Annotated in this window: 22 protein-coding genes, 2 pseudogenes and 1 riboswitch; of the genes and pseudogenes, 21 read left to right on the top strand and 3 right to left on the bottom strand. The window is 42.6% G+C overall.

What is annotated here, in order from left to right; translation table 11 throughout:
* The first annotated feature begins 124 nt into the window (after window positions 1-124).
* Both EPH95_RS05545 and EPH95_RS05540 read left to right on the top strand, forming a co-directional pair.
* The gene (locus EPH95_RS05545) at window positions 125-547 is read left to right on the top strand and encodes a MarR family winged helix-turn-helix transcriptional regulator (protein WP_142088025.1); all 423 of its coding nucleotides are present in this window, start codon (window positions 125-127) and stop codon (window positions 545-547) included.
* Between the two features lie 146 nt (window positions 548-693).
* On the top strand, window positions 694-1827 hold the full coding sequence (locus tag EPH95_RS05540; RefSeq protein ID WP_142088024.1) for an NADH-dependent flavin oxidoreductase: 1134 nt from the start codon (window positions 694-696) through the stop codon (window positions 1825-1827).
* 34 nt (window positions 1828-1861) lie between these two features.
* Here the strand turns inward: EPH95_RS05540 and EPH95_RS18675 are convergent, their stop codons facing one another.
* Together EPH95_RS18675 and EPH95_RS05535 are read right to left on the bottom strand one after the other, a co-directional pair.
* Window positions 1862-2035 carry a hypothetical protein gene (locus tag EPH95_RS18675; RefSeq protein WP_160141627.1) on the bottom strand — a complete coding sequence of 58 codons (174 nt, stop codon included), beginning with the start codon at window positions 2033-2035 and terminating at the stop codon, window positions 1862-1864.
* 580 nt (window positions 2036-2615) lie between these two features.
* The gene (locus tag EPH95_RS05535; protein WP_142088022.1) at window positions 2616-4109 is read right to left on the bottom strand and encodes an IS5 family transposase; all 1494 of its coding nucleotides are present in this window, start codon (window positions 4107-4109) and stop codon (window positions 2616-2618) included.
* A 540-nt stretch (window positions 4110-4649) separates the two neighbouring features.
* On the opposite strand from EPH95_RS05535, the gene EPH95_RS05530 reads away from it, so the two are divergent.
* The 17 genes and pseudogenes from EPH95_RS05530 to EPH95_RS05455 all read left to right on the top strand — a co-directional run bounded on the left by EPH95_RS05530 (window position 4650) and on the right by EPH95_RS05455 (window position 22292).
* Window positions 4650-5579 (top strand): DUF5067 domain-containing protein, encoded by a 930-nt coding sequence (locus EPH95_RS05530; RefSeq protein ID WP_142088020.1) that lies wholly within the window; start codon window positions 4650-4652, stop codon window positions 5577-5579.
* Between the two features lie 223 nt (window positions 5580-5802).
* Entirely contained in the window at window positions 5803-6924 is a 1122-nt protein-coding gene (locus EPH95_RS05525) for an IS110 family RNA-guided transposase (protein WP_142088019.1), read from the top strand.
* Window positions 6925-8116: 1192 nt separating this feature from the next.
* Window positions 8117-8596, top strand: coding sequence for an amidohydrolase family protein (locus EPH95_RS05520; protein WP_142088017.1), 480 nt, complete (start codon window positions 8117-8119; stop codon window positions 8594-8596).
* A 114-nt stretch (window positions 8597-8710) separates the two neighbouring features.
* Window positions 8711-8866: a hypothetical protein gene (locus EPH95_RS18670; protein WP_160141626.1), complete on the top strand. Its 156-nt coding sequence runs from the start codon at window positions 8711-8713 to the stop codon at window positions 8864-8866.
* A 789-nt stretch (window positions 8867-9655) separates the two neighbouring features.
* On the top strand, window positions 9656-10651 hold the full coding sequence (locus tag EPH95_RS05515) for a hypothetical protein (protein WP_142088015.1): 996 nt from the start codon (window positions 9656-9658) through the stop codon (window positions 10649-10651).
* A gap of 95 nt (window positions 10652-10746) precedes the next feature.
* Window positions 10747-10853: riboswitch (TPP riboswitch) on the top strand.
* A 77-nt stretch (window positions 10854-10930) separates the two neighbouring features.
* Window positions 10931-12034 (top strand): LuxE/PaaK family acyltransferase, encoded by a 1104-nt coding sequence (locus EPH95_RS05510; protein WP_227004059.1) that lies wholly within the window; start codon window positions 10931-10933, stop codon window positions 12032-12034.
* Entirely contained in the window at window positions 12031-13473 is a 1443-nt protein-coding gene (locus EPH95_RS05505; protein WP_142088014.1) for an acyl-CoA reductase, read from the top strand. The genes EPH95_RS05510 and EPH95_RS05505 overlap by 4 nt, the downstream gene beginning before the upstream one ends.
* Before the next feature lie 20 nt (window positions 13474-13493).
* Window positions 13494-14244 (top strand): annotated as a pseudogene (locus tag EPH95_RS19785) (ABC transporter ATP-binding protein).
* Entirely contained in the window at window positions 14241-15008 is a 768-nt protein-coding gene (locus EPH95_RS05495) for an ABC transporter permease (protein ID WP_142088011.1), read from the top strand. Before EPH95_RS19785 ends, EPH95_RS05495 begins: the two are co-directional and overlap by 4 nt.
* Window positions 15005-16033 (top strand): ABC transporter substrate-binding protein, encoded by a 1029-nt coding sequence (locus EPH95_RS05490; protein ID WP_227004058.1) that lies wholly within the window; start codon window positions 15005-15007, stop codon window positions 16031-16033. Before EPH95_RS05495 ends, EPH95_RS05490 begins: the two co-directional genes overlap by 4 nt.
* Before the next feature lie 81 nt (window positions 16034-16114).
* On the top strand, window positions 16115-17395 hold the full coding sequence (locus tag EPH95_RS05485; protein WP_142088009.1) for an IS110 family RNA-guided transposase: 1281 nt from the start codon (window positions 16115-16117) through the stop codon (window positions 17393-17395).
* 427 nt (window positions 17396-17822) lie between these two features.
* Complete coding sequence (locus EPH95_RS05480) at window positions 17823-18599, top strand: SDR family oxidoreductase (protein WP_142088007.1); 777 nt, start codon at window positions 17823-17825, stop codon at window positions 18597-18599.
* A gap of 148 nt (window positions 18600-18747) precedes the next feature.
* Entirely contained in the window at window positions 18748-19863 is a 1116-nt protein-coding gene (locus EPH95_RS05475) for an IS4 family transposase (protein WP_142088004.1), read from the top strand.
* Window positions 19864-20099: 236 nt separating this feature from the next.
* A complete protein-coding gene (locus EPH95_RS05470) occupies window positions 20100-20723 on the top strand; it encodes a LysE/ArgO family amino acid transporter (protein ID WP_142088003.1) in 624 nt (207 codons plus the stop codon).
* A 116-nt stretch (window positions 20724-20839) separates the two neighbouring features.
* Window positions 20840-21286, top strand: coding sequence for a DinB family protein (locus tag EPH95_RS05465; RefSeq protein WP_142088001.1), 447 nt, complete (start codon window positions 20840-20842; stop codon window positions 21284-21286).
* 68 nt (window positions 21287-21354) lie between these two features.
* A complete protein-coding gene (locus EPH95_RS05460; protein WP_142087998.1) occupies window positions 21355-21651 on the top strand; it encodes a MazG nucleotide pyrophosphohydrolase domain-containing protein in 297 nt (98 codons plus the stop codon).
* 80 nt (window positions 21652-21731) lie between these two features.
* Complete coding sequence (locus EPH95_RS05455; RefSeq protein ID WP_142087996.1) at window positions 21732-22292, top strand: MOSC domain-containing protein; 561 nt, start codon at window positions 21732-21734, stop codon at window positions 22290-22292.
* A 65-nt stretch (window positions 22293-22357) separates the two neighbouring features.
* Here the strand turns inward: EPH95_RS05455 and EPH95_RS05450 are convergent.
* Window positions 22358-23325, bottom strand: a pseudogene (locus tag EPH95_RS05450) (DMT family transporter).
* An 82-nt stretch (window positions 23326-23407) separates the two neighbouring features.
* On the opposite strand from EPH95_RS05450, the gene EPH95_RS05445 reads away from it, so the two are divergent.
* The gene (locus EPH95_RS05445) at window positions 23408-24259 is read left to right on the top strand and encodes an aminotransferase-like domain-containing protein (protein ID WP_142087993.1); all 852 of its coding nucleotides are present in this window, start codon (window positions 23408-23410) and stop codon (window positions 24257-24259) included.
* Between the two features lie 6 nt (window positions 24260-24265).
* The gene (locus EPH95_RS19780) at window positions 24266-24865 is read left to right on the top strand and encodes an aminotransferase class I/II-fold pyridoxal phosphate-dependent enzyme (RefSeq protein WP_142091499.1); all 600 of its coding nucleotides are present in this window, start codon (window positions 24266-24268) and stop codon (window positions 24863-24865) included.
* Window positions 24866-24905: the final 40 nt, after the last annotated feature.

Raw genomic sequence — 24905 nt, 5'->3', positions numbered from 1 at the left:
TTGCCCTAAGATAAAAGATCACCATTAAGGCTGTCCGAGTAATGTTAGAGTTTTATCTAGTCTTTGAAGCATTAGAGCGATATAATAAAAAGTAGAACTTATAATATAGAATAGGTGGAATATCATGAATATTAATCATGATTTCATGGATCATTGGCTAGCTATAGATGCGGTACAAAATAAAATAAAAAAAGAGATGGAAGATGTCCTGCAAGCAGAGTACAACTTATCTTTAAAAGAATTCTACGTGCTCTACTATCTTTCTAAAGCACCTGGCAAAAAGCTCAGATTACAGCAATTGCAAGAGATAATAGGTTTAAGTCAGAGTGCGCTTTCCAGGATAGTAGGTAATATGGAAGCGAGTAGCTGTGGTGCACTAGAAAAGCAAGTTTGTACAGATGACCGCAGGGGCACCTATACTCGCCTAACCGACTTAGGTGAGAAGAAACTAAAAGGAAGTTTAGTCGCTTTCCATGAAATACTACAATCATCTCTTTCTACGGTTAATGTTGAACGATTAATAAAGCAGTTGACAGAAGTGTTATAAAAATGTCTAGTCAGTCAAAGTTCCCATCTAAGAAAGGATACTTTGACTTGACATAGAGAAACTATACCTTTAATTTATATGTATGCAGCATGCATATAAAAAACACGGTTGAGGATACATGTAAATTTATAGGAGGCATTGTAGCAATGGATGAGAAGTTTGAATCATTATTTGAAAAAGTAACATTACCCAACAAGGTAGAATTAAGAAATAGATTTGTCTTAGCACCACTCACCCATGTATCTTCTAACGACGATGGCACAATTTCTGATGTGGAAATTAATTATGTGGAACAACGTTCTAAAGATGTAGGATTAGCTATTTCTGCAGCTAGTAATGTGACTGATTTAGGAAAAGCATTTCCTGGTCAACCTTCCGTTGCACATGATTCAGACCTTGATGGTTTGAAACGACTAGCGAAAGCTATGAAGAAAAATGGAGCGAAAGCTATTGTACAAATACATCATGGTGGGGCACAGTCACTACCATATTTAACACCAAATGGAGATGTAGCTGCTCCAAGCCCTATAACTTTACAAAGTTTCGATGAAAAAGAAGAACATCATGCTCGAGAAATGACTCACGAAGAAATTGAACAAACAATTACAGCATTTGGTGAGGCAACACGTAGAGTTATCGAAGCAGGGTTTGATGGTGTAGAAATCCATGGCGCAAACCATTATCTAATACAACAATTTGTTTCACCATATTATAATCGTCGTGATGATGAGTGGGGAGAAAATAGATTAAAATTCCCAATGAAAGTTGTAGATGAGGTTGTTCATACGATTAAAGCTCATGCAGATGAGAATTTCATCGTTGGTTATAGATTTTCACCAGAAGAAGCAGAAACGCCAGGTATAACGATGGAAATCACCGAAGAATTGGTGAAAAATTTAATTGAAAAACCGTTAGATTATTTACATGTTTCACTAATGGATGTAAACGCTAAAACTCGTGAAGGTAGGTATCAAGGCGAAGAAAGAATTAAATTACTTCATCAATGGATTGACGGTCGTATGCCATTAGTTGGTATTGGATCAATATTTACTGTTGAACAAGCACTAGAAGCTGTAGAATCAAAAAATGTTGAATTATTAGCCTTAGGTAGGGAAATTCTATTAGATCATAATTTCATTAATAAAATTCAAAATGATAAAGAGAACGATATCATTTCAGTATTTGATCCTAATAGAGAAAATAAACATGATTTACCACCTAAATTATGGGAACAATTTAATGCCGGTTTCTATCCATTGCCAAGAACTGATGGTAAATAATCCTTTAAAGCCAACACGAATTATGCACGTATATTTAGAGGCTGCTGAACAACTTGATCGCAAGGGCGGGATGTCGCTTCCATGGCTTCGCTTTCCGCGGACGAACGGCCAAGCCTCCTCGCGCAAGATCAGCGCTGCGGGGTCTTGGCTCGTCCGTTTTTCCGCTGGAGTCTCGCCATTGCAGCGCCATCCCTCGCATGTTGATCATAAGGTGCAAAGGTTTAGCCGTGAGCGGCCATTTTTCCTTGCATTTCTCTTTTTACACATCAGGGGAACCCCCTTGCAACAGAAAGAATTTTTTCGTTTCAGCAAACCCTATTTATGTAGCCTTCTAGAAAAGGGCCATTCGTATTATGAGGTCAATCAGAATTTATTTTCTGATTGGCCATTTTTAATGGTTTTAGTTTTATTCCTGAATAGAGATTTTACTACCTGTTGTAATCGTATGATGATCGATTGTGTTGCTACTGTACTCTGTACTTTTCAGTATTTTTTCCCAATTTCTTTACTATACTACAATCGGTTTCTTATCTTTAATAACGATCATTCGGAATAGAAGCGCGATTGTTGAGGAAGAAAAGCACAAACTTTAAGGTTGCCGACTTGCCCCCTGGGGAGAGTAGAAAGTCTTGAAAACTAGTTTTTGAGCCGCCGGAGGCCTACACGATCAAACGTATTACGTTTGTCGCCTGTGGCTTTGCTCTAATGAGTGAGGTATTTCATTCACTGCAAGATGATAGTGAAAATAAAAAATATAATTAGGGGTTGCTGAACAACCTAGCGTTCATTCAAGCAATCTCGGGGCTGCCTTTTGAATATTGAATGCCCGCATCCAAATACATGAAAAAAATAAAAAAAGAATACTCCCGAAGGGCTTTCGAGAGATTCATGACGAGCACTTGAAGGGAAATCACCGTTTCACTGGTGTTCCGAAGGCATGCTCGAATAAGACCGAGGCCATAGGTGCGCTTTCCTTCACCGAATTTCCCTTCGATGGCATTTCGGTCTGCGGCATCCTGCTTTTCGATCTGTTTCTGCTCTTTGGATTCTTTTTTAGGAGGACGACCCAGCTTAGGGCCTGTGAGACGAATCCCGCGTTCTTTGCAGTACTTTCGGTTCTCGCGTGTGAGATAAATCTTGTCCGCCAAAACAGCCTCAGGATAGGCTCCCGCACGTTGCACATATGCTTCTACAGCACCCGGGAGATCAGCGGCTTCGTGATAAGCATCCCACTGCAAGTTGTCGAGAAACGCCCATCCGTCTACCAGACTCATGGACAACTTGGCGCCAAACTCTACGTTCATATGGGCTTTGCCACGAACAATTGGCCGAACATGGGGTTGATGAATGTTAACGATCCGGTCGTCAATGCGGTTGGTCTTGGATTCAAACATCTGTCTTTGCTGGCGATACAATTCCTGAATGACAAGAAGTTCACGATACTGCTTGCTGCTTAGGCGTTCGATCCCGGATGGACGGGACAGCTTTTCCAGATGGTTGAGATCTCGTTTCACGTAAGCCAGCTGCTTGCGAATCGCTTTCCGTACCTTTTTGCGTTTCGGGCTTTTCTGCTTAGCAATGGACAGGTATGACTGTCGGGCTTGATTCCGATAGGTTCGAGGCTTCTTCTGTGTTCCGCGAAACGGTTCATGCAACGCGTCAATCATCGCTTCCAACTTTTCACGGGATTCATTCAAAAGTTTCAAGTCCGTTGGGTATGTGATATCCGCGGGCGCACACGTAGCATCGATCAAAAGCTTCCCTTGATGTGTTCTCGGGGCGTCTTTCTTCTCCTCTTTTTCATCAGAGGGCGCAGAGGTCGATGGCGTATTGTGGTGATCATCATCGTCGTCATCATCGTCACCATCTGTTTGGGATTGCTGGCCTTCCACGATCCACACATTGACTTGATCGATCATCTCACGGGAAATACGTTTGCGAAAGTGCGTTATGGAAGAAGCGTCGAAAGGCGCTGTTTCCGTGAATTCGGGCAGTCCAAGGAAGTATTGAAGATACGGATTCTCGACGATCTGTTCAACGGTTTCGCGATCACTCGTGCCTAGTTTTTCCTTGATAATCAAAGCACCCAGAGCCATTCGGACCGAATACGCTTGGTTCCCTTGGGTCAGGTCTTTCAGGGTTTCCATATAGGCTTCTTCTACTTTCCACCAAGGGATCATGCTTGCCAGCACAACCCAACGGTTATCCGGATTCAGTTTACCTCCGAATGGTAGAAAAAAGTCATTAGGTAAAAGCATTTGATGTTCCGAATGGTCATACATGATTCCGTCCTCCAGGTGCAAGGTTTTTTCGTCTCCTAGTATACTTTTCCGTGCACTTCACTTCGACAAAAACAGCGAAAATCCTTGTTAATAAGGGAATTTTTATCTATTCAGCAGCACCTAATTATTCAAGACTATTTAAGGCGAATACACGCAAAGGCCACTGGCGTATTGCCTGTAGCCATATCCTCTACAGAGCCATCAATAACAAAATCCTTGAGAAAGTCGGTCCAAAAGACTTGGATCAACGCCTCGAAAAAGCACACTCAAACTATTGAACCGCCGTATACGGGTCCGTATGTACGGTGGTGTGAGAGGTCGGCTAATCAATTAATGATTAGCTTCCTACTCGATTTTAGAGTAAAAGAACATGAGGCTAAGATGGATAATACATAGACATTGATGTCTTCACTAATATATGAGTTAAAGAAAAGAAAGCGTTTAGAGAAACTATTTGAGGAGATAAGCACAAATAGCTAGACTTTTAGAACCATTTCCATTATTATGTATTGGTATGAAATTATTAGGGGGTTAAAATTTATGAAAAAATATTTAGTAGCTTTGGGAATCGGATCATTGTTGGTTCTGTCGGCTTGTAACGGCGAAGGAGAAGAAAGCAGCTCTGATGAAGCGGAAGCTGAAGAAAACGATGGAGACGAGGATGAGGGCAATGGAGAAAATGAAGAAGAGACAGAAATGCATGATATAGACTTTGAGCCTCAAAGTGGGATGAGAGACGATAGCATTATTGTTGAAGGCGAAACAAACTTTATGGATGGAACGGAGATTGAATATAGGGTTGCTGGCGTCAATAACACAGGTGATGAAAAAGAGGGGAGCGTAATTGTTGAAGATGGTTGGTTCGACCAAGATATAGACGTTAGTGGTTTTAGCGACGACGAAGTTGGAGTTACTTTGGGGTATTTTTCAGAATCTCAATCAGATGATGTCCAAGAAAAATACGGTCAAAATGGTGAATACATTGAAAACGATGATATTATGCAAGGGGAGATTATTTTTGAGGATTTTTACACGCTTCCAGCATCATCAGCAGAGGACGCAATAGATGAAGATGACACCGCAGAGATCGTCGAAGGTGAACCAATGGAGATTGATGATTACACCTTGACCGTTCAAGATTATAGATTAGGTTCCAGTTATGATGGCGAGGATGCCCTTGTTATCGAGTATGATTGGGTGAATGATTCCGATGAAAACGCTTCGCCACATATGACATTTAGCTTTACTGCTTACCAAGACGGAGTGGAAACGGAACGCGTCAGTATGGTCGAAGATGTTGATCTGGGTACTGGACAAAGGGATGTTCAGCCCGGTGGAGAAATAGAAGGGGCGGAAACAGTCGTGGGCATTGAGTATATGGACGAAGAACTCGAGTTAGAGTTGGACGTTCTAATTTCTTTTGATAGCGATCCGTACACAACAACGATTGATTTAGATGATATAGAGTAAAACGAATATATCCCTTTAGCATATGATTTTTTTAGGGGGGTAAAATGTTTATGCCAATGCAACAGCAAGGCGACCAGTTTTCCAGTATGCGAAAGGGAAAACGATATAGCTATCATGAACAAAACTGGCTCCTTAATCGTAAAAACGTAGGTTAACTTGGTTAGACTGCTAATAGGAAAACACCAACCAAATCAGAGCTACTATTACGAAAGGAGCCAGTATCATGAAGGATAACACAAAGTTTGTAGGTTTAGACGTATCAAAAGAAAGGATTTCTGTTGCGATTGCCGAGGTAGGTCGAGGAATGCCGCGGTATTATGGCGTCATCCCAAATACACCTGAAGCAATTAGGCAACTTATCAAGAAATTAGGAAACACTGAAAATCTGCAAGTATGTTATGAAGCAGGCGTAACGGGATATGGTTTATATCGGTTATTCCTAAAACTAGGAATTGAGTGTGAGGTAATTGCTCCGGGTCTCATTCCACAGAGACCAGGGGATCGAGTAAAAACAGACAAAAGAGATGCCATACGTCTCGCTCAATTATTTCGAGCAGGAGAGTTAACCTCTGTCTATGTGCCGACAGAAGAGGATGAAGCTTTACGTGATCTAGTCAGAGCTAGAGAAGACGCAAAAGAAGATGAATTGCGTGCGAAGCATCGCATAACCAAGCTACTTCTTCGATATAGTATTTCCCCTCCAAAAGAAGTCGGGAAAAACTGGTCCTATAAATATCGTAAATGGATCCAGACCTTAACGTTTAAGCACTCAGCTTTAAGCGTCGCCTTTCAGGAATATTTACAACATATCAATGAAATTGAAGAACGTGTCAAACGCTTGGAAAAGGAAATTGAACAACAATCGACCCAAGGGGTACACGCCCCTATGATTCAAGCCCTTCAATGTTTACGCGGCGTTGCCTTGATTACAGCGACAAGCTTGGTGGCAGAAATCGGTTCGTTTCAACGATTTCAATCGCCAAAGCAACTTATGGCGTACACGGGGCTCGTTCCGAGTGAAAGTTCCAGTGGAGATCTTCGGAAACAGGGGTCGATCACAAAGACTGGAAACCGCCATGTTCGAAGGCTGCTTATTGAATCCTCATGGAGCTACCGCTATCAACCTGCAGTAAAAGGAAAGTTAAAGAAAAGGATAGATGGCCAGCCCGGTTCGATTCAAACAATATCTTGGAACGCTCAGCAACGACTACACAAAAAGTATTTTCGATTATTATTAAAAGGAAAATCAAGTGGAACAGCTGTTACTGCAGTCGCAAGAGAGTTAGCTGGTTTTGTATGGGCAGTCGCACAGGAAGCTGATGAGCAGACGACAAGTAAAAACTAGTAAGAAAGATCGAGAAAGTATGACGAGAAAACATTACCTTTAAACGAGAACAATCCTAAACAAGAAGGTTGAGAATAGGGCTCGGAGGCAAAGTGAAAAACCGTAGGGGAAGATTCACGACCCTTGCTTGTGCTAGCTTTTAAAAGTAAACGCACGTCTATAGCTCGTGAAAGACCCTCAGACGGAAAGATAAATTGTGAGAACCCACGTATATCAGCATGCCAACCGGTGTGAAATATTTTGCCTTCGTGCCGTGTTCTTACCCTTTTCCTTTCAGCTTAGGTGAGTATTTCAAGTTGGGGATCGCTCGTCAAGGAAACCACTTGACAACCGTTCCCCAACTTGAAGAGTAATGGATAGCTGAGAGGAGAAAAAATAGTTAACCTCAAAAAAGAAGCGATCACCCTTCTGTGATTAAGTGTGCCCAAAAAGGAAAAAATGGAGCGAATCCTTGACAGTTTTGTTCATATCAGCAAGACGGGGGTTTATCTTTTTCGGAATACCAAAATGGATTATCCTCGTGTTAGCCGCTGCAATGTCGTTTATTATGGGTTTGGCATTAACGCTTACAATCATCGGGGCAATAATAGGGATACCTCAATGGGTTCAGCCGCCATCATTGAGAGTATGTGGGCGGGGTTTGTTAAAGTTCCTCGCCCACATTGTTCTAATGATGTGACAAAATTATCTTTTGTAACGGAACACGCCGTTTGTTCAGAATATAAGGATTTTACACAAAGTGGACGAATATGCTAAGAAAAAACAACAAAAATAACTATACATCCAAAGCAAAAGCATATTGGAATATGGATTAAATTATAAGAACGTATGTACTCTTTATAAAAATGAAAGACAATTGAACGACAAGTCAGCCTTATTTATAATCATTATAAAAAACAAAAAACGCCCAATCCCTTGCGGGCGTAGCGTTTAAAATGGTGTCCCGTGTTGGGCTCGAACCAGCGACCCCTACCCTATCAATTCTATCTATTTAATATTCTCAATTGGGTATATAACGAAACACCTGGAGGGAGAGAAGATTTGAATATGAGCAAATTAACTGGGATTTTTGTTTTTAGCTTAATTCCTGGAATCGTTGTGGCTCTATTCAGCATCATTTTGAGTTTAGCACAAAAACAATATAGCAGTATTTGGACATTGGGGAAGAATCGACGACTTGGAAGATCTACTCATGGCTGGCGTCGATGGCTTAGAGCATATCGGTGCCGGGGCTGTTCGAGACGGCTGGGAGGACGATTTATTGGAAGAAATCACTGAGCAAGGGGTCTCGATGACGCCCACGTTACGTGTCGAAACGCTGAACGGTGATCCAGAAATGAGGTCAGATCAGCTTGAACGTGTCAAGGAATTTCATGATGCAGGTGGGCAGATTCTGGCGGGTAGCGATGCTGGGATGCCCGGTGTCCTATTCGGTCCAAGTATGCACGAAGAATTGGCATTACTCGTTGAAAGCGGCCTAACCCCTAAGGAAGCACTTCAATCGGCTACATCTCATGCTGCCGATGCATTACAAAGCAACGAATTCGGCGTTATTGAAGAGGGAAGAGCAGCTGATTTAGTCGTTATAGATGGCGATCCATCACAGAAGATTGAGGATATTCAAAACGTGATCGAAGTATTTCGAGATGGAAGACTTGTGGTTGAAAATTAAAAGAGAAATATGGTTACTAAAAGTAAGACTTGCGATCGATCTGTGGTTGTTGTGGAACTGGCAGTGTGAAAAATATGTTGTTCAGAAATTAAAGGTGACAGTGAGGTTTTTCTCATGGAAAAACTGGAAATTTTGATAGATGTCCAAAAGCGAGCCGATAAGTTACGGAAAAAAACCTCGAACAGTGAGCAAGATATCTATCGTTATGCAATCAATGATTTTATGGTCAAGAAAAGAAAGAAAATTCTCCATGATGAGGTTGTCAGCTAAAAGCGTTTTTACATTGGTACTTTGATGTTGAATGAGGTTTTCTTGCAGATTTACAGTTTATTTTAGCCGGGTTAACGTTTGTTCCTTTAGCTCTTTCTCCAATACTTTCGTATTTGCCTTTTGTAAAAGGTGTCGACCTCGTTCGCGAACGAATGATTAATGGGGTAGCTCTAAACCCAATCCCCGCAGGAGACTTCGCCACTTTAGGGGTGTACTAACCCTACGTTGTGCGGACATAGGAACGTACATTCCACATTTTAAAATGGTCAACAACTGGTCAACAAAACAGTATTAATTATAATCACTCTAAAAAACAAAAAACGCCCAATCCCTTGCAGGAGTAGCGTTTAAAATGGTGTCCCGTGCTGGGCTCGAACCAGCGACCTCTACCCTGTCAATTCAACAAAGTCATTATTATCATTGAAGATGACATAATTTAAATGCGTTCATATCAGTATTTAAAAGCCTTTTTGTTTGTTTTTCCATGATGATTTTTAAGGTTGAATATTCATTTTGGTTGACAACTGGATGACAAGTTTATAAGCCGTTCTAAGTGGAAGAGCCAGTTTACCTCAGTTACTTGTGACTGTAAAATAAAATGAGCGAAACATATTTTTGTTAGATTAAAGGGTCAAATAATTGATAAGTGCCTCGTTAGTAATGTCAGAGAGGTTTTTTCATGGTTCATCCTTTAATAGTTTTATCTTTTTGTTGTTGCTACATACAGATGTTACTTCGTATTTAAAAATGATCTTAAAATTGGTTGAAAATTAGAAAGGAGCACTATCAATGAATAATGAAAATGAAAGCGAAGGCAGAAACGAAGAAGTTAGCAGTGAAAAATCAGGAGAAAAAGATGATACGGAAGGGAACGAAAGCAATAAAGACGTTGACTGGTCGCCTTCCTTTGAGAAAATCATAGATATACGTAGTCAATTACTTAATCCTATGCTAGATAATATTGCTAGTAATGAAAAATATTTAGAGATGGCTCTAAGCGGGTATCAACTCATGGAACAAAATAATGAAATAATCAGGAAAACCTTAATCGATCCTTTTCAACCCATGATAGAACATGTTTCTAGCCTTCGCATTCCTGATCCTTTAGAAAGAATGGAGGATTTATTAAGCGATGGCCTAAATGAGATTCTTAGGGATGTCGACTATTTATTAAAAAGCCAAGTAGACAATTTTTGGTGCTTGGATATGGATGTAGTTGATGCTATAAAAGATGAGATAGTTAGTATTAACGATTTAGCAGGTTATGTTGACCGTAATCTTGAAGAGTATGTGGAAACAATTGCAAATGATCCTATATATGAACTACATTCATCAACAATTCAAGAATCCTATAAAGCATATAGAGCAGGGTATTACAAAATCAGTATTTTCCCTTTATTGTCAGCCTGTGAACATGTGATCGCTTCATGGTTTGACGGAAACATCAATAAAAATGAAATAAATATTAAGGTTAAACCAAAGAGTCGTCTCTACACAAGAATGAAACAGGAACTTCCTAATGTTGAGGGCCAGGAGGAAGAAGCGACATTTTTAAAGGGAGTGAGTTCGATTTTTGCCAATAACTTGATGAGGATGTTCTTCAAATTGTTTGTAAGCACGTCAGAGCGCTTAAGCAAACAATTGAATCGACATTCCATCTTACATGGCTTTCACGATTACGATTCAATTACAAGAGAGCAAGCGCTGCAGCTGTTTCAGTTATTAAAATCTACATTAATCATAAAAGATATTGATTTCGATCAAATTTCGGAAGAAACCCAGTGATAGTTTTACGTCAGCGGATGCGCTCGTACCAAAGATGAATTGCCAGTGAAGTGACAACTTTGCCTATTCATGTTATGATAAGAAAAATATATTTGCTTTTCCACTAGGGGAGCCAGTGCTGGCTGAGACAAAAGGACTTCCTTTTAAACCCTTAGAACCTGATCTGTGTAACAACAGCGTAGGGAAGTGGATGCGTAATGGCTGACACGAATGTGATATCTGCCACGACGACCACTTTCTATAAAGAGAGTGGTCTTTTTGTTTACTGTAAAAAAGGAGGTGTTCGCCATAAGCTTGGCCTATGACGAAATAAAAGGGAAAGTGAGACAATTTATCATGCAAGAGGAACATACAAATTTTGCAGAAATGGCAAAAATGGTCTTTTTTTATCAATATCAGCAAAACAGTCCTTACCGGAAATATTGCCGGAAACGCCGTGTTCACCCGACCTCTATTCAGGATGTCACGCAGATCCCTCCAGTTCCGATCCAAGCATTTAAGGAGACAGTCCTGGTGTGTTCTCCAGAGGAAGAATTGGAACGAATTTTTATGACGAGCGGCACGACGAATCCTGATAAACGAGGCAAAAATGGTCATCGTGATCTCGAAGTGTACGATTTGTCAGCGACAATTTTCTTTAAAGAAAACATGATGCCCGACGTGAACAATATGAAAATGGTTATCCTGTTCCCAGCAGGGAAAGAAATGCCGCATTCTTCCCTGGCTCATTATTTACAATTAATGAAAAATACATTTGGGACGGAAGATAGTGAGTATGTTGCTTCAGAGAAGGGATTTGATGAGCTACGTTTAAAAGAGATCCTTGCCGAGGCGGAGAATAAGGATGAACCGGTCTTTTTGCTGGGTGCCACCTTTTCTTTTATTCATTTCTTAGATACATGCAAGGAAGAAAAGCTAACTTTCTCCCTTCCTGCTGGTAGTCGGGTGATGGATACTGGTGGTGCAAAAGGAACGTCCCGTGAAGTGGATCCCCTGGAACTGAAGCGACAACTAAGCAAGCTGTTTTCTATACCAGAGTATGCATGCGGGAATATGTATGGCATGACCGAGCTGAGCTCACAATTGTATGATCAAACATTGCGGCTACAAGGACCGAAAACCTTAAAGAAGCCTCCTCATTGGGTGAAAACGACTATCGTTGATCCAGAAACGATGAAAGAAAAGCCGGAAGGGGAAACCGGAATCATCGTCCATTATGATTTGGCAAATTTTCATTCGGTAGCTGCGGTGATGACGGAGGATCTTGGTGTAAAAGAAGGAGACAGCCTTTACTTGCTTGGACGGGCGGAAGGGGCAGAGGTAAGGGGCTGTTCGCTTGCGATGGAATCATTTTTACAAGCAGACCAAGGAACGGCTCCATGATGGTAAAAGGATATTTCCTGCCAACTCTTCCTCAGGAAGAAATAGAAACAAAAACACTTGCTTTTAGCAACAATACTCATTGTGCAGAAATAAAAGTGCCGCTGCTTTCCGAAGATCAGCTTACCTCTGTGTTAGCCAGTGTGAAAACCCAGCAGCACGCATATGTTCGTAAACTACGAACCAACGAAATCATTAACCGTATCGATCAAGCGGTACAAAAATGGCTGGATCCCTCCTATGAGAAACGACAACTTGCCGAAAAATGCCTTCCGGTGATCACAGGTTATGATGAAGAAATGGTTCGTCTCTTTTTATCACGCTACTTCCGCAACTTTCGAAAAGAGCAGCTGCAGCGCTTTGTAGATGAAGATTTCCTTAATCCACTCGTGTTGGATGAATTTCGCCCCTCACGATCAGGCGGTTATGTAAGAGCCTATGGTCCGACACTGATTACGCATGTTTTTTCTGGAAATGTGCCTGTCCTTCCGTTATGGAGCATCGTTTCCGGCCTTCTAGTAAAGGCGGGTGGGCTTGGTAAAGTGTCTTCGGCTGAGCCGTTGTTCCCGGCCATGTTTGCGGAAACGTTGCATGAAGTCGACCCAGAATTTGCAAAAGCATTGGCGATAACGTGGTGGAAAAGCGGCGAGGCACTATCAGAGCGGGCCGTTTTTTCAAAAACAGACACGGTGATCGCTTACGGGAACGATGCGACGATTTCCCACATTTCCGGCCAGCTTCCAGCACAAGTTCGATTTCATCCGCACGGGCATAAAGTGAGCACAGGTGTGATTACAAGAGAATGCTTGAGCACCAGTCTTGTATGGGAAGTAGCACATCGCGCTGCAAAAGATACCGCATCCTTTGATCAGCAAGGTTGCCTATCTCCCCATGTTTTTTATGTGGAGGCAGACGGCGACTACCATCCCAGGGACTTTGCGCGATTGCTAGCGCATGAATTGGAAAATACGGAGCATAGAATGCCGAGAGCCACCCTCACCAGCGAAGAAGCCAGTGCCATTATAAGGGTAAGGGCAGACGCGGAATTTAACAAAAAGGTTGACTTGTATGCCAGTGAACAAAGTACCGCCTGGACAGTCCTATATAAAAAAGAACAAAAGTCATTCCCTTTTTCTATATTGAATCGTGTCGTCACTGTGATCCCTATAGAAAACATGGAAGACATAATAGATAATATGAATGAGATTCGACGTTTTTTTCAAACAGCTGGAGTCGCTTGTCCACCACAAAGGTTTCATCGTCTGATCGAGGTACTTGGTGCTTGCGGCGTGAACCGAATCAGCTTTTTAGGGGAGATGTCGCAACCAGAACCAGGGTGGCACCATGATGGGCGTCCCAATCTTGGAGATCTCGTATATTGGTGTGACGTGGAATCCTCTGTGACAGCGACAATGGATCAATTTGATTTGTTCCGGGATTAACAAAAGAGGAGACTCCTATCATGACAGCATTTATGCAAGTAGAAAATGTTCGTTTACGTTTTGGCGATCAAACCGTTTTTGACAAATTTCATCTGAAAGTGAATCAGGGAGAATTTGTCAGTGTCGTTGGTCGAAGCGGTGTCGGAAAGTCGACACTCATTCAAATGATGGCTGGTCTACTGGAACCATCGGAGGGAAAAGTGCTTTTGAATGGAGAAAAGATTGAAGAGCCTCATCAGGATGTGACGTATGTTTTTCAAAAGCCTGTTTTATTGGAATGGCGAAATGTAATGGAAAATATACTATTGCCGGCGGAAATCATTGGTAAAGTTGGGGGTACCGAAAAAAAAACGGGTCCGGGAGCTGCTCGATGTGGTCGGATTAGGGGAGCACGGCCAAAAATATCCACACGAATGTTCGGGAGGGATGCTCTCAAGGGCAGCATTAGCGCGCGCGCTTTTCACCAACCCCCGCCTTCTATTAATGGACGAACCTTTTTCTGGATTGGATGCGATAACAAAAGAGCAACTACAACTGGAACTTACAAAAGTGGTAGAGTCTTATGATGTAGCCGTTGTTTTTATTACCCACGACATTCAAGAAGCTGTCTTTTTGGCGGATCGGGTCCTATTACTCAGTGATGAAGCGGAAATCAAAGAGTACAGTGTCCCCTTTCAAAGACAACGAGAGAAGCCGTTAAAGTTCACGTCGGCGTTTACGGAAATAGTAAAGAAAATACATCGTGGACTGGATCAGGGGGCGAGTGCATGAAACGAAGCTCCCTCTATTCTTTATTGCTGTTATTTTTCCTGTTATCGATCTGGGAGATGGTGGTATGGCTTCGAGATATCCCGGAATTGATTTTGCCGCGCCCTACAGTTATTGCCGAAAACCTATATACGCATCTGATGAGTGGCTTTTTTTTCATTCATATCTACACAACCATGGTGGAAGTGTTAGGTGGTTTTTTCATTGGCATGGTTTTGGGTATCGGGCTGGGTTTTCTCGTCGCTCAATCCAAACTGGTTCGTGATATTTTCCACCCATACATTATCGCATCGCAGGCGATGCCTAAGCTGGCACTGGCACCACTGCTAACACTATGGTTTGGTTATGGTTTCATGCCAAAGATCATCATCGTTGCTTTGGTCAGCTTTTTCCCTTTATTTGAAAGCACAGTGGCAGGTCTTACATATGTCGATCGCGAGAAGGTGTCTTTGTTCCGCTCGATGAGGGCCACTCCTTGGCAAATTCTTTCGAAACTCCGACTGCCGGTAGCAATTCCATATATGATGTCTGGCTTGCGCGTAGCCATTGTGCTGAGCGTGGTCGGAGCCGTCGTCAGCGAATTCATCGGAGCCAATCAAGGACTTGGTGCTGTCATAACGAATGCCATGGGGATGATGGATACACCACTTATGTTTTCCGCTTTTATTTTACTCACGATTATTGGTATTTTTCTTTATCAAACAGTAGAGCTTATTGAACGTGTTTTTCTGAAAAAATATATCTATGCAAGGGGGAATGGAAAGTGAGGAAAAAAGGGGGACTGACCATAGGAATAGTAGCGACGGTTCTATTATTCAGCGCATGTGGAGAAGAAAATGGGAGTGAAGAACAAGCAGAAGAGGAAGAAACAAATGAAGAGACGATAGAATTCAGAATGGCCTCATGGAGTTCGGCGATTGCAGAGCAAAGCAACCTTTATCTCGCTGAACAAGAAGGTTGGTTTGAAGAATCGGGACTTGATTTTGAGTACATTCCCGGTGAAGGTGGAGGTGAAGCTGTAAGAAATATAGTGGCAGGGAACGCGGACATTGCGTTTGCCAACCTGGAGGCTGTTCTGTTAGCCGCCCAGCAGGGGGAAGATTTTAAAATCATTTATAACATCTATCCAGACAATGTCTTTAATGTTGTCTCCTTGAAAGAAAATAACATCCAGTCCATCGAAGATTTGGAAGGAAAAGATGTTGGGGTTTACAGCCTGGAAAGCGGCACCTACCAAAACCTGCAAGTGATGCTTTATGACGCCGGAATGACAGAGGAAGATGTGAATGTGATTGAAACAGGTGTCCTAAATTTCGGTCCGTTAATAAATGAGCAGGTTGATGCTGCAGCAGCAACAGATACGGGATTATATGATGCGAAGGAACAAGGACTGGGCGACGTGAACGTCATGGAAGCCAAAGACGTGCTTAACACGCCAGCTGATGTATTTGTCGTGACAGAAGAAATCTTTGAAGAAGAACGGGAAACACTCCTTGAATTTCTGCAAGTGTACCGTGATAGCGCTCAGCATATGATGGATTACCCCGATGAGGCAGCAGCGGCAGCGGTCGGTACGGCTATTGATGGAGAAGATGAGGAAAGAAACAGGGCCATTATCGACATTCGAAATGAAGTCTCCATTAATGAAGAGATGGAAGAGAGAGGATTGGGGTGGCTCAATGCCAAAAAGATGGCAGAAGTAGAAGAAACGTATGTGGACATTGGCTTAATTGATGAACCGGTCGGTATTGCAGAGATGACAACGAATGAGCTCGTCGAAGAATTGGATTAAAGGAGCCCCCTTGGTATAGTACGGAGTGTCCGATGATTACTCATCGACCTCTAAATTGATAACTACCAAGGAGGACTCATCATGAATTATACACAAAATGAAAAGCTCGCTCAAATCACCCCGGAAACGCTCATCATTGGCGTCGACATCGCCAAGAACAAGCATGTCGCTCGTGCCATTGATGAACGCGGCTTTGAGTTTGGGAAACGCATCATGTTCACCAACGATCGTGAAGGCTTTGAAAAGCTTCTACGATGGGTTGAAGATCATCAAGCGAATCATCAAAAAACACATGTGATGGTAGGCATGGAGCCCACCGGCCACTACTGGTTTAGCTTGGCGGATTATCTTGACTCGTGCGGCCATCGGCTGGTGTTGGTCAATCCCTCGCACGTCAAACGGCTCAAGGAAATCGATGACCACTCACCAAGCAAAAACGACACCAAAGATGCGATGGTGATCGCAAAACAGGTGAAGGACGGGCGATACTCTGCCCCCAACCTTCTCGAAGGCATCTACGCTGAAATGCGAGAAGGCATCAAATTGAGAGATCAGCTCGTGCAATTAAAAAACCAGACCGAAGGCCGGGTTCAAAATTGGCTCCATCGTTACTTCCCGGAATTTGAGCAGGTGTTTAAAGACTGGGATGGCGTCTGTGCTTTGGCCACTTTGCGAACGTTTCCTCTTCCCCAAGCGATTGCGGGGACGACGCCGGAAACCATCGTAGACACATGGAAAGCCTACGCTAAGCGACACGCTGGATTCGCTCGAGCCCAAAAGCTTCATGAAGCCGCTGAAAAAAGTGTAGGCATCACCGCAGGGCTTCACTTTGCCCGCCAAGAGTTGGAGGCGTTACTGGATCAGTATGAGCTTTACACTCGGCAACTCGAAGCGTTGGAAGCGCAATTGACAGACCAGCTTGAGTATCTCCCTGGCGCCGAACAAATGAGGGATATCAAAGGCTTAGGTGACATGACGATTGCCGCTTTCTTCGCCGAGGTCGGAGATATTAATCAGTACCGTCATCCTAAACAACTGATCAGTTTGGCCGGCCTAGACTTAAAAGAGAACAGCTCAGGGGTTTACAAGGGCCAAACCACCATTAGTAAACGAGGACGGAGTCGATTACGCCGCATTCTATTTTTAGCGATTCGGCCGCTCGTCAATCATAATGACACGTTTCGCGCTCTTCATCATGAGCTCACACAACGTTCCGACCGACCTCTGACAAAGATGCAATCGTTGATCGCCCTGTGTGGTAAACTCCTGAAAGTCTTGTTTGTCATCGGGCAACGCGAATGCCCCTTTGATGGAGCCAAGCTTCTTCAAGATCGGAAACGTTCCCAGGCGCAAGCCGCGTAAAGCAAGCAGCAGGAATCATCCTTTGTGAAAACCAGCTCTGTCTTGTCTAAGGAACAAACACCAACAGTGCCGAGGCGGCGTTCATTATTTCCATTCGGGCCCAGACCCAGCAAAGGAGCATAGCCGCCCCCACCACATGGATACGCCGGACGAAGGAATGTGTGGATCATCACCATCCAGAGATATATGGGAGGTTAAGCGACCATGTATGATGTGGGCAAATGCAAGCGCACGGTCATCCTAATTTTTTCCAACCCCTAGGGGTTGGAGGAAAGGATAGACTCCTGGATGGAATATCATTCCTTTTATTCAAGAATATTCATGAAGCGAAGGGCACGCTCTGGTATTACTAAATCCTAAGGGCATGAAATTCTAAGAAATCAAGAGCATATGGAAGAATATTTAATTACAAAGAGGGAGGCAAACCATGGATCATTCTCTTGCAGGCAGAGTCGTGCTCATAACTGGATCAAGCAGAGGCATCGGAGCGTCCATCGCGGAGGCCTTTGCAAAAGCAGGGGCTCACCCTATCATTAATTATGTGAAAACCAAGGAGAAAGCTGAGCTTTTTGCCGCCTATTTGTGCGAAACCTATGCCGTAGATGCGGTTGCGATCAAAGCCGATGTGACTGATGAGGCAGCCGTATCGGCCATGATAGAAGCAATCGTCGAAGAATTTGATACGATCGATATTGTTGTGAACAATGCCCTATATCATTATACATTTGACCCCGATGCCCGTAAGAAAGCCTGGGAGGTAGAATGGAAGGATTACGAACAGCAGCTTCATGGCTCCTTAAAAGGAACCTATCATGTGTGTAAATATATAATCCCTGTCATGAAAGCGAACACGAACGGTAAAATAATTAATATGACAACCAATCTATTACACCGCCCGGTCGTTCCTTACCATGATTACAATACAGCAAAAGGAGCGGTAATGACCTATTCTCACAATTTGGCCGCCGACTTAGGGATGTTTGGGATTACAGTAAATTGTGTGGCTCCCGGACTTGTTTATCCAACTGATGCGAGTAGACGAACGAAAGAAGAGGTGAAGGAGGGGATTATACGCGAAACACCACTCCGGCGCATCGCTCGTCCTGAAGATATTACTGGCAGTGTGCTTTATCTGGCCAGCAGTTGGGCCAATTTTGTCACCGGTCAAACGATTGTTGTTGATGGTGGGTTGAATATGACGTAAAAAAAGTCACTAGCATTGCATTATTTAAGACAGAATGATCCGAAGACATCGAATGTTCAAAAATAATAGGGTTGGTGCACAAAAAAATCCTTTATAATGGAAAGACGGGTGGTATCCTGTCCAAATCCAATATAAAGGACCAAAACTTATGGACAAGCATACCCTATTTTCTTCATTTGGTAAATGGATTTCACCGATTAACTTTCAACAATTGCAAGAACAAGTGACGAACCTACGTCAAGATGCCTATACGAAAAAGCTGACAACCGAAGCTTATATTAAACTGTTTCTCCTTGCGCACTTACAAGAGACGGATAGCCTCGCGGCGATTTCAGATGGGTTGTTAGATGAAGGTCTGCAACAGGAAGTTGGGTTCCAAGCTATTAGCTCATCCCAACTGTCTCGGAAACACCGAGCGATCGACCCAACTTTGTTATCGACGATCTTTGTGGATCTCGTGCAACGCATTCGGTATTTTCACCGACAATCGTTCGCGCGCATGCCGTTAAAGATCATCGATTCAAGTACCATTCCTCTTGATCTGACGCGGTATAAATGGGCGGAATTCCGGAAGACGAAAGCAGGCGTCAAACTCCACTTGCGGCTCGTCTATATGGATCGGCACACCACCTATCCGGACAAGGCAGTGTTAACGCCGGCAAAGGAACATGATCGCGGCCAACTCGAAGTGCTTGTGGATGACAAGGAAGCCATGTATGTCTTTGACCGAGGCTACATTGATTATGAACGCTTTGATCGAATGACCGATGATGGTTACTTTTTCGTATCTCGCCTTCGGAAAAATGCCTTTGTACGTGTCCTTGAATCATTTTCGCTGACTGATGACAGCCCTGTGCTGTCCGATCAGATGGTGGTGATCGGAAGCCCGCAAAATCGCACCGAGAACGTGTTTCGTCTGTTGAAAGTCGATGACACCAAGGGAAATCAGCTTCTCCTCATTACGAATCGGTTTGATATAAGTGCCGAGGAAATCGCAGACATCTATCGAGATCGTTGGGCGGTTGAGCTATTTTTTAAATGGTTGAAACAGCATGTGAAAATCAAGGCTTTTTATGGATTCGATGAAACAGCTGTCCACAATCAAATCTTTCTTGCACTCATTGTGTATTGTCTCCATGTCCTTATCCAGCTGGAAACCAACAGTAAAAAGAGGATTTTACAGATCTCCCGGTGGCTCAAAGCTGCGCTTTGGAAACCATCAAGGGTGTGGATTCGCCGTTTTGACAATCGTTCCGTTCCATAAAAGGCAACGTTTGTCGTTGGCGCTAAAGGATGAAATGTATAATATTACCAAATGGACAGAGCGACCCTTTGTTCAGGGTTAGCTTTTTTTCACTCAATAACCATACACAATATAACTGAATTTTCTCTCAATATTTATGCGATGCTAGTGATCGTTATACCGCAAACGAGGCGCAAGAACGGTATAAAACTTGTGCCAGTTTTGCATATAAGGCCAGACGTTGAAAGGAATCAGGAATGCTAGGTGCTATCATACACGGATTTGTATTATCTTTTGGATTAATTTTAGCTTTTGGAGCGCAAAATATATTCCTTTTTAATCAAGGGGCTGCTCACAAAAAGTTACGGCATACCATGCCTTCGGTTGTAACAGCTTCGATTTGCGACACCATTTTAATTGTTTTTGCGGTTTTAGGCGTGTCTCTCATAGTCATGACTGTACCTGTTTTTCAAATCATCTTTTTTGCGGCTGGATTCCTATTCCTTATTTACATAGGGTGGTCCATTTGGTCAAGTGATCCAGTTGAAGTGAATAAACAACATGGTGCTATGAGTGCAAAAAAACAAATCCTATTCGCTATATCTGTTTCGCTTTTAAACCCACATGCTGTTCTTGATACGGTAGGAGTTATAGGAACCAACTCTTTAAGGTATTCTGCAACCTCCGAATTAATAGGGTTTACAATGGCGTGTATTGTTGTATCATGGGTATCTTTTATCGGGTTAGCGACGATTGGTAAAACCATTCGTACGATCGACAAAGAAGGCAAAATCGTCGTTCTTATTAATAAAATTTCAGCAGTAATCATTTGGGGAGTAGCGATCTTTCTAGGATACCAACTGTATTTGCTCACCCAATAGTGATTGCTTGCGAGGAAAAGGTAGTTAAAATGATGATGTGCCGCAAACGAAGCGCAAGAATTGAATAGTGATGGTCTGTTTAGCAATATTTTATACGATGATGAGGTGAGCAAGTTTTGAACCATTTAACCGAGGGGCTATACGGGGAAACTGCTCATGTTAACGTATTAACGATTTTCGATGGATTAGATGAGGGGCAAGCAGGGGAGGTAATTTTTGACCAACAATCTATCTGGCAACTTCTAAACCATATGATCTACTGGCAAGATTATGTTTTACGTCTGTTGAAAGAAGAAGAGACGGTACCGCCAAAGCACGCTTCAGAGACGTGGCCTTCAGAAGTGAGACCTCTTAATGAAAGGGCTTGGCTAGCAGCTGTAGACAAATTTACGAACGGACTTCATGAAGCTGTACAATTAGCAAAAAACGAGCATGGTGATTCAAACAGTCAAGAACATCTCATTTCGTTGATTTCTCATAACAGTTATCATGCTGGGCAAGTCGTATTTATCAGACGTTATCTTGACCAGTGGCCACCTCCTTCCGGTGGAGATACGTGGTAATTTTACATCAATTAGATTGAATAACGAGAAAGAGATTGTTCCAGTGATCATCAAGGAGGAATTTCAAGTTGGATTTTGAGCAGTTTCAACAGTATGTAAAAGCGTTCAGTAAAGAAAAAGGATTCGAGGAATTAACCATTGAACAGCGTTACCAATTTCTTGTCAGTGAAGTTGGAGAAGTATCAGATGAATTGCTTAAGCTCAACCTTGATCCAAATGTAAAAGAAGAAGAGACGAAGATTAACCTTGGAATGGAAATGTTTGATGTGGTCTGGAATGTGTTTGATCTGGCCAACAAACTTGATATTGATCTATCTCAAGCATTCGCGGAGAAAATGAAAATGAATGAGAGTAGAACATGGTAGTTTTACGACAAGGCATCAAATTTTTAACTTAAGCTTTGTTAAGCAAACGAGGCGATTCATGGAGTAATAGGGGGGATCACATGCGTAAACATCATGACGTTGAAATTTATTCGATTTTAACTGCTAATCAGGATGATACCTTTGTAACGAATGAAATTGAAGAAGCAGATTTAGAATACGGTGGTATTCCGGGTGATCTACATTTTGGTCTAACCAAATTTGCAGGTTCAAGAGAGTCGATGTATGAACGTGGCACGGAAATTTTTAATCGAAGACAGATATCCATTGTATCGGTTGAGGAATGTGCATTGATAGCGGAGGAACTTAAAGTTGAACAGATACTGCCTGAATGGTTGGGTGCTAATATTGCTCTAAAAGGCTTTGGAAATCTCACGAAGTTAACCCCGGGAAGCCGAATTATTTTTCCGAGTGGAGCTGGCATTTTGTGTGAAGGAGAGAACCTTCCCTGCACACAACCCGGCGAAGTGATTCAAAATAAATATCCAGATATATCTCGGTTAACAACAAGTTTTGTTAAAACATCGTTAGGACAAAGAGGAATTGTTGGGGTTGTTGAGTGTCCAGGAAAGATCGTAGCAGGTGACACAGCAAGGCTTATACTTAATCACACAGCTGATTAATTATGGGGGTAAAAATCACTCTTACGAACCGGGCACAAAAGTGAAATAATTGCGCCCGTATTTCTTTATAAGTTGTAATGATGATATTCCCTTTCCCTTTTTGTAGACATAGATGGAGGATTCTCTACATCCGGTTTTGTTCCTTTGATGGTTGTAAAGGAGACACCAATAAGCGTTAAAGTCCCTCCGATGATCGATATGATGGTTGGCACTTCCCCTAACCATATCCAAGCAATAATAATGGATAAAGCCGGGGTCAAATATAAAGTGCTAGTCGCCTCTGATGCTCCGTTCACGGACGTCGCATAAGCGATAGCAAAATAAGGAACGATGGTCGGTAATAACCCTAAATAAATGACAGTGATGGTACTCTCCATGGATGCGTTTTGTACGGCGGTCCATAAACCTGGGGTAAATACCAGCATAAACAACGTACCTGCTAAAATCGTATATGTGGCAAAGCCAAGAAACCATATTTTTGTAAATAGGATGATTGGAAAACAAAGTAAAAACTTTCTCCTAGGGCTGCTATCAAAATAATCAAGACGCCAATTTCTAAACGAAATTCACCGCCAACCCCAAATGTGATGATTGCAACGCCTGAAAAAGCAATGAAAGAACCGATCCACCCCCAACGATTAAATTTTTCTTTTAAAAAGATACCTGCTAAGATCGCTGATAACAAAGGGGTGGTGGACACTAATAAACTCGCGGTTCCCGCATCTACGGTTAATTCTCCGACGCTCAAAAACGTATGATAGACCGAGAATCCCAGAAAACCAAGCAACAATATGATGGGAAGGTCTTTTTTATCGGGAAGCTTCATTCGTATACTGACCGCAAAAATGAGCAACCCTACGGCTCCGATGAGCATGCGTAATAGGGCTAAATGAAAAGGCCCATACGATTCCAAACCTGCCCGAATACCTGGGAATGCAGAAGCCCAAAGGATAACGGCTAAGGTATAAGCAAGGAATACTTTCCAGTTCAATGCAATCTCTCCTTGTTTTCTGGGATGATCATATAACAGCATGATAAACTAGGAGGAAAGCCGTTTCTTCAACCAATTTGTTAAAATACCAGTCAACCAATTATGAAATTAGGTGGTTGAAAACATGCCGAGTATCAACCATGGAGAGCATCTGCCTCAATATTTAAAAGTGATCACCTTTATTCAAAACAAAATCAGCAATGGCGAATGGACCTTTGGTCAAAAACTTCCGAGTCAGCGAGCGATAGCTGCAGCATTCAACGTTAACCGAACAACGATTATCCACGCCCTGGAGGAGTTAAAAGCCCAAGGCATTCTCGAATCAAAACCCGGGAGTGGTACATATGTATCGAATCAGAGCTGGTCGAATATATCCAAACAAGTTATTAATTGGAACGCCATCTCCCAATATAGCTTTCATGCCGGCAATCCCAGGACGATTCAAAAAATCAATGACTATGAGACAGACTCGACCGTCATCCAGCTAGGCAAAGGGGAGTTACACCCATCGCTTTTTCCTACGCAAGCATTCAGAACGTCGGTAGAAAATATTTCAGGCTCCTTTAATCTGTGTGGGTATAGTGATGGCGCAGGCGAGATACCTTTACGAGAAGCAATTAGTGCTCGTTTGCAAGAAGAGGGGATTCATTATTCTTCGTCGTCTATCCTCATCGTTTCAGGTGCCCTGCAAGCTCTGCAACTCATTTCCATGGGGTTGCTCCAACAAGGGACGTATGTTTATTTGGAACAACCGTCCTATATTTATTCGCTGCAAGTTTTTCGGTCACTGGGCATGCATTTGAAAGGGGTTGCTTATACAGGCGGTGAGCTTGATGTTCATGATTTGGAAACTCAAATTAGGGCGAATAAGAAACCGTCCATGCTATACCTGAACCCGACGTTTCAAAACCCAACATCTAAAACCATGTCGTGGAACAATAAGCAAGACGTATTAGCGCTAGCGAAAGCCTATTAACTTCCCATCATTGAAGATGATGTTTATCGTGATTTATGGTTAAGCCAAGAAGCTGAGCCTTCGCTTGCGTCTATGGATGATGGGGATCATATTTTACAAGTCGGCAGTTTTTCGAAGACTGTTGCCCCGAATCTACGCATAGGGTGGATCGCGGGTCCGGAGGTTGTGATTCAGAAATTAAGCGATCTACGGATGCAAACGGATTTACGGATCAAGTGCTTTACCGCAAATGGCGATGTACGATTTTATAATTTCAGGAAAATACGACGAGCACCTTGCCTTCTTGCGCAAGCAAATTCGCAAACGCAGAGATTTTATGGCTCAGTTGGTCGATCATCATTTAGGGATTGGGCAGCATGGGAGATTCCAGAAGGAGGGATGTTTCTATGGCTGACGTTCTCTTCAGATGTAAATGTCAAAAAACTGTTTACCGAAGCGCTCCGTCGGGGTGTTCTCATCAATCCAGGTTACATTTATAGTCCATATAACAATCAAAATGTTCTTTTGTCATATGTGAGTTCATCATTTCAGGAAATCGAACCAGGGATCCTTATTCTTAAGGAAATTATAACCACTATGGAGGATGGGGCTCATCTTACAGAATAAGGCCATATTGTCGAACATGGAATAAAGTACTAACGCAGTT

The organism is Salicibibacter halophilus (assembly GCF_006740705.1).
GTDB lineage: Bacteria > Bacillota > Bacilli > Bacillales > Marinococcaceae > Salicibibacter > Salicibibacter halophilus.
Note: the sequence above shows the minus strand (reverse complement) of the source record. Positions and strands in the feature narration are given on the sequence as shown.